This is a genomic window from Ignatzschineria sp. F8392, from assembly GCF_002252045.1.
Taxonomy (GTDB): domain Bacteria; phylum Pseudomonadota; class Gammaproteobacteria; order Cardiobacteriales; family Wohlfahrtiimonadaceae; genus Ignatzschineria.
The window spans coordinates 572,521-585,754 of the sequence record NZ_NEFF01000001.1; the positions used below are offsets into that span (position 1 = coordinate 572,521).

12 protein-coding genes are annotated in these 13,234 nt (G+C 41.4%); 3 read left to right on the forward strand and 9 right to left on the reverse strand.

The window, feature by feature from the left end; genetic code table 11:
- Window positions 1-45: 45 nt before the first annotated feature.
- The 9 genes from mutT to B9T19_RS02525 all read right to left on the reverse strand — a co-directional run bounded on the left by mutT (window position 46) and on the right by B9T19_RS02525 (window position 8,738).
- Complete coding sequence (gene mutT, locus B9T19_RS02485) at window positions 46-459, reverse strand: 8-oxo-dGTP diphosphatase MutT (protein WP_094567002.1); 414 nt, start codon at window positions 457-459, stop codon at window positions 46-48.
- Window positions 460-836: 377 nt separating this feature from the next.
- The gene (locus B9T19_RS02490) at window positions 837-2,036 is read right to left on the reverse strand and encodes a CinA family nicotinamide mononucleotide deamidase-related protein (RefSeq protein WP_094567003.1); all 1,200 of its coding nucleotides are present in this window, start codon (window positions 2,034-2,036) and stop codon (window positions 837-839) included.
- 144 nt (window positions 2,037-2,180) lie between these two features.
- The gene (locus B9T19_RS02495) at window positions 2,181-2,456 is read right to left on the reverse strand and encodes a GIY-YIG nuclease family protein (protein ID WP_094567004.1); all 276 of its coding nucleotides are present in this window, start codon (window positions 2,454-2,456) and stop codon (window positions 2,181-2,183) included.
- Between the two features lie 50 nt (window positions 2,457-2,506).
- Window positions 2,507-3,052, reverse strand: a complete 546-nt coding sequence (locus B9T19_RS02500; protein ID WP_094567005.1) for a DUF2726 domain-containing protein — start codon at window positions 3,050-3,052, stop codon at window positions 2,507-2,509.
- Between the two features lie 6 nt (window positions 3,053-3,058).
- A complete protein-coding gene (locus B9T19_RS02505; RefSeq protein WP_094567006.1) occupies window positions 3,059-5,002 on the reverse strand; it encodes a lytic transglycosylase domain-containing protein in 1,944 nt (647 codons plus the stop codon).
- A 374-nt stretch (window positions 5,003-5,376) separates the two neighbouring features.
- Window positions 5,377-6,009 carry a uracil phosphoribosyltransferase gene (gene upp, locus B9T19_RS02510; RefSeq protein ID WP_094567007.1) on the reverse strand — a complete coding sequence of 211 codons (633 nt, stop codon included), beginning with the start codon at window positions 6,007-6,009 and terminating at the stop codon, window positions 5,377-5,379.
- Window positions 6,010-6,091: 82 nt separating this feature from the next.
- Window positions 6,092-6,427: a Grx4 family monothiol glutaredoxin gene (gene grxD / locus B9T19_RS02515; protein ID WP_094567008.1), complete on the reverse strand. Its 336-nt coding sequence runs from the start codon at window positions 6,425-6,427 to the stop codon at window positions 6,092-6,094.
- A gap of 277 nt (window positions 6,428-6,704) precedes the next feature.
- Window positions 6,705-7,967: a glutamate-5-semialdehyde dehydrogenase gene (locus tag B9T19_RS02520; RefSeq protein WP_094567009.1), complete on the reverse strand. Its 1,263-nt coding sequence runs from the start codon at window positions 7,965-7,967 to the stop codon at window positions 6,705-6,707.
- A gap of 243 nt (window positions 7,968-8,210) precedes the next feature.
- Entirely contained in the window at window positions 8,211-8,738 is a 528-nt protein-coding gene (locus tag B9T19_RS02525; RefSeq protein WP_094567010.1) for a carboxymuconolactone decarboxylase family protein, read from the reverse strand.
- A gap of 627 nt (window positions 8,739-9,365) precedes the next feature.
- On the opposite strand from B9T19_RS02525, the gene B9T19_RS02530 reads away from it, so the two are divergent.
- The 3 genes from B9T19_RS02530 (at window position 9,366) to B9T19_RS02540 (ending at window position 12,540) form a co-directional block, all read left to right on the forward strand.
- Entirely contained in the window at window positions 9,366-9,920 is a 555-nt protein-coding gene (locus B9T19_RS02530) for a YiiD C-terminal domain-containing protein (protein ID WP_094567011.1), read from the forward strand.
- A 339-nt stretch (window positions 9,921-10,259) separates the two neighbouring features.
- Entirely contained in the window at window positions 10,260-12,014 is a 1,755-nt protein-coding gene (locus B9T19_RS02535; RefSeq protein WP_094567012.1) for a glycerol-3-phosphate dehydrogenase/oxidase, read from the forward strand.
- A gap of 193 nt (window positions 12,015-12,207) precedes the next feature.
- Window positions 12,208-12,540: a YerC/YecD family TrpR-related protein gene (locus tag B9T19_RS02540; RefSeq protein WP_094567013.1), complete on the forward strand. Its 333-nt coding sequence runs from the start codon at window positions 12,208-12,210 to the stop codon at window positions 12,538-12,540.
- Window positions 12,541-13,234 lie beyond the last annotated feature (694 nt).

The window sequence follows — 13,234 nt, forward strand, 5'->3', positions numbered from 1 at the left end:
ACAAGAATGCCGAGGTTTATAATACTCGGCATTTTTTACGCCATTTTATTCGAGCTTATGGTCTGATTTTTCTTGCAGATAGTCGATGATCATTTTATTAGCGGCCGGAAATTGTCGTTCGCTCAATTGATCTTGTTCAACCCAAGCGATCTCTTGTGATTCAGCCCCTTGAGGCATCCCTGTAAAGCTAAAGACTTCAAAGATAACAAAGTCGATTGTTTTATCGGGATAGTGGTATTGAAAGGAGAGCGCCTCCTCAAAAAGTGTTGCTTCAATTGCGATCTCCTCTTTGAGTTCTCGCACTAAAGCGGCTTGATCCGGTTCACCCTCTTCGACTTTTCCGCCGGGAAATTCCCAGAGACCGGCAAAATCTTGTTCTGCTTTTCGGCGACTTAAGAGAATCTCTTCTCGCTTATGATCCCAGATAATAGCGGCAACAACTCTAATTTTTTTCTTCATCTATCACTCTTTTTAATGAGGCTTTTATTAGGAATCTCTATTATAGCGAATTCTCAAGAGTTGAGGGGATTGATCGCTATTTGTCTGTGATCGGAGATCACCCACTGCCGGCGCGTGGTTTTTGGAAGAACGCAGTGGTGAGATCCGGCAACTCAACAGCCTCTTTTGTTTTGATATATCATTCTTAAGAGAATTGACGGAGCTGCGGGAACCGACTACTTCATTCTTATCACTACTGCATGCCCGCAGGTTGCATCTCTGATGCCCTTTACCGGCGCGTGATTTTTGGAAGAATGCGATGGTGATCTCCGGCAACTCAACAGCCTCTTTTGTTTTGATCTATGCATGCCCGCAGGTTGGCACCTTTGATGCCGTGGTTATTGCTGTTGATCTAGAGCATCTAGAAGATAGAGACGAATCATATTAAGAAGGTTGATCACGGAGAAACTTACGGTAGCTTGATGATTGAAGTTGGGGATAACCATCTCTTTTTCATAAAGTCTGTCGTGATGCTGAAGTAGTAGTGTTAACTTCATATTTTGCCCCACCTTTTCTCCATGCACTGTGGCAACGAGGTCAGCATGACTGAGAGATTGAATATAGTAGAGCTTTGTCTTGTAAGCTTCGACAGAAAGATCTTGAAAACGGCTCTCAATCCAAGCGCCCTTGAAGTAGTGCTCTTGCTCGCTCTTCTCATTGAGACGGCTTGAAACCATTCCTTCACTAAATGATTCATAGAGTCCTAAGGTGAGCTGTTTCTGATTGAGAAGTTGAGCGACAACCGCCTCCATACTCATTTGATCTTCACCAAAACAGAGGTGACCTAAGATCTCTTTCGCACGGATCGCAAAGGGCTCAATAAGTGCCATTGCTTCAGCTTCAGTATCGGTTTTAGCGGAGAATCGTACCTGGATTCCTTCAATTCCTGAGGCTAAAAAGGAGAGCTTTGGATTAGGGAGATCGTCGAGTTCATCATTGATTTCAGAGAGAAGGGCGGAGATATCTGATTCTCCTTTTCCCCAACAACGAAGAGTTTTGGTATAGATACGTTCCACTTTTGGTAAAAGTGTCAAAAGATAGGGGAGAACATCTTGCTCCATCATTACTTTCATCTCAGCAGGAACCCCTGGCATCAGAAAGAGGTGCTTTCCTTCATATTGTAGATGAATGCCGGGCGCTGTACCGGGGAATGCCTCTAAGATATCAGCACCTTCCGGATAGTAAGCTTGGCGTAAATTGTTGTCGGACATTGTTCTATTGCGTTGGCGAAATTTCTCGCGAATCACCTCAGCAAGGGTCTCATCATAGATAAGAGGAAGGTCGAGCGCACTTGCTACCGCATCGCGGGTAATATCATCTTGCGTTGGCCCTAAACCTCCTGTGCAGAGAATAATATCGGCACGACTAAAAGCGCGAGCAATCGTGGTTGCCATATTATTGAGGTTATCCCCGACAGTGGATTTAAAATGGCAATCAATCCCTATTTCACTCAACTTTCGAGCAATCCAAGGTCCATTGGTATCGATCGATTGGCCTAAAAGAAGTTCTGAACCACTGACTATAATCTCTGCTTTCATCAATAAAATCCTCTATTGCTCTATCTTGTGAGATGCTACGGTTTATCTATCGCATTTACCTATCAGTTATTTTACAGTAAGGATTGAAGAAATACAGAGATTAGTGGGGAGACTACTGCAGCTATGTCGATCGGTAATGGGCTATTAGGGGAGAGATAATGTTAGCGGCTGGGTTTGAAGATAGTGCTCTTTCTCTTTGCGAGAGAGCTGTTTAAAGGCATACTCCTGCTTCATCGCAGAGCTTCGGCAAGGGTAGGCGGCAGCGAAGATCATCTCTGCAGGGCGGCGAGAGCTGAGGCGGGTATATTTTGCTCCTCGACCAAGATTATGCTCTTTTAATCTTCGTTCAAGATCGGTCGTATAGCCGGCATAGAGTGTATTATCACGGCAATGGAGTACGTAGAAGTAATGTTTTTGCATAAGAAGAGTTGCGTTTAATGCCCTCTATTTGATCTTCTCTCTCTTGAATTTTACATCTCTTGAAAACGATAATCGTGATGTTGTCTTAAGATCTCAATAATTTGTGCTCGCAAATTATGCTCGATATAACGTTTACGAAGGGGGACATGCAGAATGGGAATCTGTGCTTGATAGAGCGCTTCATCGACAAAAGCATCACGCACTTTGCGCTCATATTGATCATGGGTGCTATCATCGAGCTCAATCACGAGAAGAGGCGCTGTTGTTAAAGGATGCACTAAGACAAAATCGACATGCTTTGAGCGAATTTTACTAAATGCGCCGGCATAATCGCTCCGTTCAAGCCCGGGTCTCACCTTGATAATATCGGCAATCCGCACCTTACCAAAGATCTTTACCGGGACGCCGGCAAGGGCCACTTCTAAAGAGGAGAGAAAGAGCTGCTCTGCCGGTGTGAAGAGGTTAGGAATCGCTTGATACCATGAAGCGGGGACAGGGCGATCGACCTCCACAACCTTTTTGGGCATCATCTTCCAACGAAGAAAGAGAAAGAAACCTAAAATGATCAAAACGATCAAGAGCAGTTTATAGAGCATCTGTTTTTAACTCCCTTTCTCTACAACAGTTGTCGTTTGCGGCTCACGAGTGCTTGTACAGCTAAGATATTCTGAAAGACGCTTCGGATCACGATTGAGCGCATGGTAGATTACAGCATTACTCAAGACATTTTTCACATATCCCCGTGTCTCATAGAAGGGGATTGTTTCGATCCAGAGCGCCATATCGAGTTGCTCATCCTCGTTAGGAAGCCACTTTTTTACATTGTGAGGACCGGCATTATAGCTTGCTAACATATAGGGGATACAGCTACCGACATTCTCTTTCAATTGATGGAGATAGGTGATACCGTAACGAATATTAGCTTCAGGATCATAGAGAGATTCTCGCTCTTTCTCATTGAGGGAGAGGGAGACACGCTCAGCTGTCGGAATCAGTAGTTGCATCAAGCCATAAGCACTCGCCGGTGATTTTGCTCGCTCATGAAAGAGACTCTCTTGACGAATGAGTCCTAAGACAATCGGCTCTGTCACCAGTTTATCGCTATATTTCTCAATAATTGGGAGATAAGCAGTTGGATAACGGTAGTAGATGCCACCTTCAGCACGAGCTCTAGTTGCCGCTTGGAGACTTAAGTTATAAAAACCAGAATCAAAGGCGGCGATACTTCCTGCCTCTTGTTCTGCTTGTGTGCTATTGCGTAGTGCCTCTTGCCATTTAGCGCGGCTAAAGTACTCTTCATTGGCTTTAGCAAGCAGTAATCCCACTATAAAGCGTTGTGGAAGCGGTGTGTCACTCTTTATCTTCTTATTTTTAGCAATAGCGTTGATGCCATCATAATTGTGTTCTAGAGCATCAGCTGCTAAAAAGCCGTAGAAAGAGGGCTGATTCTGAATCAGTTTATAATAATATTTAGCTTGTTCATGATCGCCAATCTCCATATAGGTTCTGCCTAACCAGTAGCGCCAGACATCCTCTTTTTGCGCTTCAGGAGAGAGATGGGAGAGAAGGGCAAGTGCAATGGGGTAATTTCCCTCTTTAGCCGCTAAACGAAAACCCCATTGAATCAATTGATCATCTCGCTCATCGACAGGGATGGCAAGGATCTTATCAAGAGGTGCTATAGCATCAGCGCGCCCTGCTTGGAAGACGGCGATACGGTTGCGTAATTTGATATAGTCAGCATCAGTCAGGAGCGATTTCTCTTTCGCTAACTGTAAACCTGCTTCTGCTTTTAAGGAGTCTTGACTCGACCACTTCTGTAATACTCTGTTATAGAGTTTCTGACTGTCGGGATAGTAGCTCTTTTGTACCATAATAGAGCTAGGGTCTTTGAGCAGATCGGCAAAGTATTGAAAATAGTTCTGCTTCTCTTCAGGAAGCGTTGTAATAAGACTCTCTGCTTTAGAGACTCTTCCCGCTAGGAGTAGTGCCTCGATCTTATTTTCAACAAGCTCGGCATTTTGGTTATTTTGCAACCAATAGCGCTCTGCTGGCAAGCAACTATTAGGAAGCTGTAGCTGCTTCTCCCAATCTTTCTGAAATTCAGCGAAATTAAATTGAGCACTCTTCTGCTGCGCATTGTAGAGGTAGCATCGTAAGCTCAATGTATCTGCCAATTGTGCATGATCGAGAATAAATTGGTAATTCTCCTTCTTCTCTCGATTTTGGAAAAGATTGATCTTTAAGGTATTGGCAAAGGGTTCTTTTGCATAACGATCGGTAAAATCGAGAACCTCTTGAGGATCGCTCTCATCGATCCGCTCTTGATAGTAATAAAACTCTAAGTAGGGGAGAAGAGAGGAGTCTTGGAGTTGATCACGATATTGTTGATAGGCTTGCCAATCTTTCTTAACAATTGCCTGTTTTCCATTGATGAATGCTTGCTCTTCTGTAATCTCCATTCCATTTCCCCAAAGAGGGAGGACAAGCAGAGAGGTGAAGAGTAGCGTACAGATTGATCGCTTATTTCGTAACAATAGGGTCATATCAATTCCATTTTATGATGCTTAGATCATTCATTATCGCAATATCGTAACACGGTGATATCGTAATGTAATATGCTGATATCGCAATACCGCAACATGATAAGATCGCAACCTTGCAACCTTGCAACCTTGAAATATTACAACATTGCAACATTACAACACGACAATATTACAAGAGTAGAAGATCGCCGTGATTGATCTGCTCAGATGTAGAAAGTAGGTGATCTATCACAATTTAACACCCAAGGAAGCAACTTCTTCTAGGCGCTAAATTGAGATAGATCTCTCATCTTAAACTCTCATCTTAAACCTTGATCTTATCATCGTGATGACTAAATTGTGGAGAGATGAAAAGAGGGCTTTCTTAGAGAAGCTTAACCTTCAACCGTCCCAAAGATTTTATCGCCGGCATCCCCTAAACCAGGGAGAATGTAGGCATCTTCATTTAAGCCTTGATCGATCGATGCTGTGTAGATATCAACATCAGGATGCTTTGCATGTAATTTTTCAATACCTTCAGGAGCTGCAACTAAAAAGAGTGCTTTAATCTTCTTACAGCCGGCATTTTTGAGAAGATCGATAGTTGCAATTGCCGTGCCGCCTGTTGCTAACATCGGGTCGATAATAAGTGCAGTACGATCTTCAAGATGAGTGGTGAGCTTTTGATAGTAAGCAACCGCTTCTAATGTCTCAGGATCTCGCTCAAAACCGACAACAGAGACGCGTGCGCCGGGGATCAACTCTAAAACACCTTGTTGCATACCGATACCGGCTCTTAGAATTGGAACGATGGTAACTTTTTTCCCTTTAATCTGCTCAACCTCAACATCACCCGCCCAACCTTCAACGGCGCGGGGTTCAGTTTCAAGATCTTTAGTTGCTTCATAGGCGAGAAGCTGCGCGATTTCAGAGGCTAATTCTCTAAAATCTTTTGTTGAGATCTCTTTTTTGCGCATCTTTCCAATTTTATGGGCAACAAGAGGGTGTTTGATCTCAAATACATTCATGGGTTATCTCCTTAAATTAGCAAAAAACCCATTTTAGGCATGGGTTTTTTGTAATTAATGAATCGTGCTAATAATCTACTAATTATGCCTTTTGGTTTTCGATCGCTTCATTCATCATCTGCTTGAGATCATTACGCTCTGCAAGCTCTAAAATGATGTCACATCCGCCGATCAACTCTCCACCGATATAGATTTGTGGGAAGGTTGGCCAATCTGCATATTTTGGAAGATGTTCAAAAATTTGTGGATCATCCATCACATTAACAAATGAGAAGGGAAGACCTGTATCTGCAAGTGCCTGTGCTGCACGACTAGAGAAACCACACATTGGGAATTGTGGGCTTCCTTTCATGTAGATTACTACAGGGTTTTCAGTTACTTGGCTCTTGATCTTCTCGAGCGTTGCTTGTTCAGTCATCTTTTTATACTCCTAGTAAAAATACCACTCTATTTTATCAGTTATTCCCTGAAGGTGGCATATTATAGCTACAAAAGGGGCAAAGATATTATTTTTAAGCGATATCTTTGCGTTGATGTCGGTTTCTTTACAATCTTTACGATCTTTACACTTTTTATACTTCTCTATTTTCTACCATCTGATAATGGGGATCAATTGTTTAATTCCAAAGTGATATCTAAAATCGATATCAAAAGTGATATTTCTAGAACCGATGGGTGAAACGGGCGATCTTAATCTATTGACGCCCCTCACCATGGCCGAGCACGATATATTTTTGTGAGGTTAAGCCCTCAAGCCCTACTGGACCGCGAACATGAAGCTTATCGGTAGAGATGCCAATCTCTGCACCTAGACCAAATTCAAAGCCATCACAGAATCGGGATGAAGCATTGATCATGACACAAGCGGAATCAACCGCGCGGAGGAAATGCATCGCTTTAGAGTAGTTCTCCGTCAAGATCACATCGGTATGGTGGGAACCATAATGATTAATATGTGTAATGGCTTCTTCCATACTCTTAACCACTTTTACCGCCAAGATTGGGGCGAGATATTCAGCATGCCAATCCTCTTCTGCAGCAATAATTGCCGGAATATTTTCCGCTTTAAGAAGTGCTAAAGCTTTTTCACAAGTTCTGAGCTCCACGCCTTTCTCAACCAAGATTGTTGCCATCTCGGGTAAAAACTTCTTTAAGATTCCCTCATGAATTAAGAGCGTCTCCATCGTGTTACAAGGGGCAAAGCGCTGCGTCTTTGCATTATCGACAACATGGTAAGCTTTGTTAATATCCGCTTCACTATCGACATAGGTATGGCAAACACCATCGAGATGTTTAATAACAGGAACCGTTGCTTGGTGATTGATCCGTTCCACCAGTGCTTTACCGCCACGAGGAATTACTACATCGATATATTGTGGTGAGGTGACCATCAGATCAACAATCGCGCGATCGGTGGTATTGATAATTTGAATCGAATCTTTCGGCAGTCCCGCCTTTTCGAGCGCAATCGTGAGTAGTGTTGCTAAGTATTGATTGGTATGAAAGGCTTCACTCCCGCCGCGAAGGACTGCGGCATTTCCAGATTTTAGGCAGAGTGCTGCAGCATCAATCGTAACATTAGGGCGTGATTCATAGATAATGGCGATAACGCCGAGTGGCATTCGCATCTTGCCGACCTGAATTCCTGAGGGGCGAACTTTAATATCGCTGATTTCACCAATAGGATCAGGGAGTAGAATCATCTCTTTGACGCCATTTGCCATCGCTTCAATACGTGTATCATCAAGTGCTAAACGATCGATAAAGGCAACATCAAAATTTTGCTCTTTTGCATTGGTAAGATCTTTACTATTTTCAAGCTTGATCTCCTCTCGATGCGCTAAAATTGCTTCATAGAGTCTCTCTAAAAATTGATTCTTCTTTCCAGAGTCCGCCATACGGAGCTTTTCGGAGGCGCTACGAGCATTCTCTCCCACATTTTGCCAGTAATTTAACATATATTGATATCCTCATTGAGTTCTCTATTTTTTTAGTCTAGATGATTCTGTAGTCGTTGATCTACAAAGTGGATCTAGCTCTCATTATTCACAGATTAGTATACAGGATTTGTTAGAAAAAATGGGGAAGCTGTTGGAATTGAGTGATAAAAAAAGAGCTCTTTGGAGGGGAACCAAAGAGCTCAGTAGATATTGGATCTCGACTTAGGAAATCAGATCCAAGGATTCAGAGAGAATCGATATCTACTTATCAGCCAAAGAAACGCTTACAGAGAAGAGAACCGCTGCAATACGTACCGCTGACTGAATTCCTTGAGAAGAGACACCTAAATCACGGAGGTTCTTCTCGTGTGAATCAACACACATTCCACAACCGTTGACAGCTGATACAGCGATAGAAGCAAGCTCAAATGTTGCTTTATCAAGACCTGGGTTTGCCATTTGGTTCATGCGAAGACGTGCTGGTAATTTTGTATACTCATCGTTTGATACAAGATGGGTAAAGCGATAGTAGATGTTATTCATGCTCATGATGCTTGTTGCGATCTGCGCACCTTGGAACTCCTCTTCTGTTAAGAAGTCTTGTGCAAATTTTTCCATTGCATCGATTAACACTTTACATTTGGTGCTTAGCGCTACAGAAACAGCAACAGCAGCGATCTGTTTCTCAGTCAGACCTGGCGCACCAGCTTCTGTTAAAACAGTTGAAAAGTTAAGACGCATATCTTTTGCATACGCTGGTAACATCTCTTTAATGGTTTCGATAGCCATAATCAATCTCCTTACTATTTAAAATATTGCTTAATTATTTAATCAGTTTAATCAGTTGTTTGTTTATCTGAAAGCTTATCTCTAATAAACAATCTTCAACTTTTGTATCTTTAATTTAATCTTTAATTTATTTAATCTTTAATTTTGGTGAGATTTAAAGATTGCTCCGTTTGAAGTCCTTTATCTATGAGCCTTCTGGAGCGACTGAAGATATTAAAACATATATAACGGGCAAAATCTTATGGTATTTATTAATAGCTACGATAAAGAATCTTAAAAAGGGTCTGATAAGAGGAAGTTATCACGTCCGATAGATCAACTTCTAAGTAGCGCCTCTGAGAGGATTTCTGGAGCCGCGGGAACCAACTATTTCGTTCTTTTCGCCGGTGCATGCCCGCAGGTTGGCATCTTTGATGCCAAGGAATCTAAAATAGAGAAATTCCATCAGGAAGTGACGGTGATAGAGATCGCCACTTGCCGGCGCGTGATTAATGAAAGAACGCGATAGTGAGATCCGGCAACGCATCGGCTTCTGTTTGTTATAATTCAATTCACAGATTCAAATAGGAAGAACGATAAGGTCACTATTGTGTTTCATAAGAGAAGCGTTGAGATTGAGGATTAACTATGGAAAAAGAGCAAGTTACATCATTGGTAGAGTTAGAGTCTAATGATTATAGAGATTCTAGTGGTTCTGCTAATTTACAAGAGAAGGGCGAAAGCGGTGATGAGGATATTTGCCACTATCTCTCTACATGGCTAGCAAAAGAGATCCCGATTAGTCAATCATTAGCATTAACACCGCTCTCATGGGAGCAGAGGAAGTTGATCTTTAAGGTACCATTACAACCGAATCGAAACCATATGGGAACAGGTTTTGGAGGAAGCCTCTATACGGCATCACTCCTAGTCGCTTGGAGCTGGCTCCATCTTAAGTTGAGAGAGTTAGGTGTTACGGAGGGGATCCATATAGTGATTCAAGATGCCCATATCCATTATCCGGCACCGATGAAAGCAGATGCATTAGCGATCTGTGAAGCCTCAAGCGTAGCAGCATGGAATCGTTTTGCGAAGATGTTTTCCCGTTATGGGAGAGGACGAATCTCCTTAGAGAGCCATCTTGAAAGTGAAGGGATTACAACAACTCAATTTAAGGGAGATTTTGTGGTCTATCGCGCCTAAATGGTCAGTAAATAATAAGGATATGATAAGTGAGTGATAAGAGGATTAGTTGTTTAGGTCATATTATGGTGGCTATTTTCTTAAAGTATCCTCTAGAAAGTGTAAAATAGTGAGTCTATTTTAGTCTTTATGAAAAAATGAAGCGGATAGCATCAACCCCTATAACCGGTATGATTTATGAATTACATATTCATACCACCATATAACTTAATATCGTTTGATATCGTTTGATATCGCTTGATATCACTTAATATAACGGAGGTCGATTGAGGGTAGAGGGCACTAGTCGTGTTTTCATACCTTTCAATAGATCTCTATGACGAGAGAGAAGGAACCCTCATGACGCTTAATGCACGTGATCGACGACAAAATATTCAACTTTTAAAGCAGGAACATTATGATCTTATCATTATGGGAGGTGGTATCACCGGTGCCGGCATTGCGCTCGATGCTGCTTCAAGAGGCATGAAAGTGGCGTTGTTAGAGAGAGAGGATTTTGCCTCAGGTGCAAGTGGTCGCTCAACAAAGATGATTCATGGGGGCTTACGCTATCTGAAGAAGTTCCAAATTAAGAATGTGATGCAGACGGGGAAAGAGCGCGCGACACTCTATGAGAATGGACCTCATGTGATTCGACGAGAGAAGATGCTCATTCCATTTTATCGAGGCGGAAGCTTTGGGCGATTAACAACATCGATCGGTCTGAAAGTGTATGACTATCTTGCTGGCGTGCAGAAAGATGAGCGCCGACAGATCTATCGTCGTGAAGAGGTCTTAAAGAAGATTCCCCAACTGAAAGCGGAAGGGTTACGCGGTGCTGCTGAATATGTTGAGTATCGTACCGATGATGCGCGCTTAACGTTGGAGATTATCAAAAGAGCTGTAGAGATGGGGGCTCATTGCTTCAATTACCTTGAAGCACAATCCTTTAATTATGATCCTCATGGCTATGTTGAAGCCGTTGTTGCCAAAGATCGAATGACCCAAAATACCTACCTTGTTGAAGGGGATATCGTTCTCAATGCCACTGGCGCATGGGCTTACGATTTCTCTCCAGAGGCGATTGTTGATGGGATGGAAGTGCGTTATATCAAAGGAGCCCATCTTGTCTTTGATCAGAAAGATTTCCCCCTTGAAGATGCTCTCTTTTTTGATACCGAAGATAATAAGCAGATGGTATGTGCTATCCCGCGCGGTGATAAGACCTATGTTGGGGTCAGTAGCTCCCTTTATGAAGGTAAGCTAGAAACGCCAGCAGTTTCGACGACGGATCAAGCACGCCTTTTAACGCTGATTAATCAATTTTTACCGGCACTCAATCTTACAACGGAATCGATCGAGTCTTCCTGGGCAGGCGTCACTTCGATTGTGATCGATAAGCATAATACTGGGAAGAAAGGGCAGAAGAGTCTTCTGAAGATTACGGGAGATGGATTAGTGACAGTCACAACTGGTAAATTGACAGGATATCGGGAATTAGCGGAATCAGTTGTTGATGAGATTGTGGCAAAATTGGGAAGCGAAAAGGGAAAAACATTTGGTGCATGCCAAACGATGACGCTACCGATCTCCGGCGGTGATGTGGGAGGGAGTGAAGGGTTTGCGCAATTTATTGAAAAAGCGGTTGAAGCAGGCATCGCTGCCAATTTAACAGAAGAGGAGGCGCGTCAATTAGCATTGATCTATGGAAGTAATATCGATCTACTCTTCAATATAGCTAAAACAGCTTCGCCTGAAGAGATGCAAGGGTTACCGCTACCACTCTATCTACAACTTCGTTATGCTTTAGAGTCTGAATCCCTTTTAAGACCGAGTGATTTCTTTATTCGTCGAACCGGAATGCTCTATTTTGATATCGCACAAATGATGCAATATCAAGTGGAGGTGGTGCGTTTTATGGCGCGTTATTTCTCCTGGAGTATTGAGCAGATTAAGCATTACAATAGTGAGCTTGAGATGGCACTCTATCAAGCGACACATCCCGTAGAGGATGATCGGGTTGTGAAATTGACGCAAAAAGAGCAAGATCTTGCCGCGGCTCCTGTGATTGAGGAGGTTGTAGAAGATCCCGTTAATCAAGACAGGGAAAAATAGAGGCGCTTTTTTTGTCGATTTATGTTTTGATATTAGCAAGAATTATCAGTCATGAACGATCTTATTACACCTCTTCTATTTATGATTTGTCAGAGATATCATGGGTTGATAAGGTGTGTGAAGACGATAGGTTATTGCGCGTTGTACTGAAGAATAAAAATAATTTAGGTATCTATAGAGGTGAGGAAGCGTTATGAGTAAAGAACATCTATCAGTGTTAGAAGAACGTTTAGATGAGATCGATTTTGATAAATCGTTATGTGATGCCTTTTTAAAATTAAAAGATAGTGATGAGATATTGCTCTTTTTAAAAGATCTCTTAACGCCGAAAGAACTCAGTTCAGCCGTTGAACGTTGGAAAGTATGCCAACTTCTTGAGCGGGGAGATCTCTCTTATCGGGAGATTCATGCCTTAACTTCTGCGAGTTTAACGACGATTGGGCGAGTGGCGCGTTTTATCAATGAAGAGAAAAATGATGGTTATCGGTTGGTATTAGGTCGTATGAAAGAAGAAGAGAAGGTCTAATTGACCATTTCAATCCTATAAAGTGATTATTTCATTTTCTAAAATATTAGAAAATATTAGTTGATGATGTTTATAAGAGCTTCTTATAAGCTTATATCTTTGAGATAAGGTGTCATTCGCCATAGTAGATAAAACAAATATATCAATGAATAAATGAATGAATAAATGAATGAATAAATAGATAAACAAACATTGAAAAAATATCGAGCTTCGTCTCGGTATTTTTTTTTGAAGAGCAAAAAGAAAAATAGATAGGAATAGATAGGAATAGATAGGAATAGATAAAATAACATTTATGATCAGTGGGATACCTTTCTTATAAATAAAAGTTATCAGTTTGTAAATATCTATATAGTTAATGTTAATTTAATTTAACTTGTTGATTAAATTTTCTTATTTAATGTTTATCTTTTTATAGGTTATTTTAGTTGTTATTTATGTTTCTAAATTAAATTATAAAATAAAAATCTTTTCATATTTTCATATTTTCATATTTTCATATGTTTGTGTTTTGGCGGTATTGTTTTAAATTTATCTTTAATAATATTCTTATCCCCTAATAAATACTTACATATTAACAAATGATTGTTATCGTAATCGTATTCTCAATAGTTTCTATTCTTTAGAGGCTGTTTTTAACTAACTTAAGGCACTTTGATCCACTAAGCGATCTAAGATTGATGAGGTCTAATGG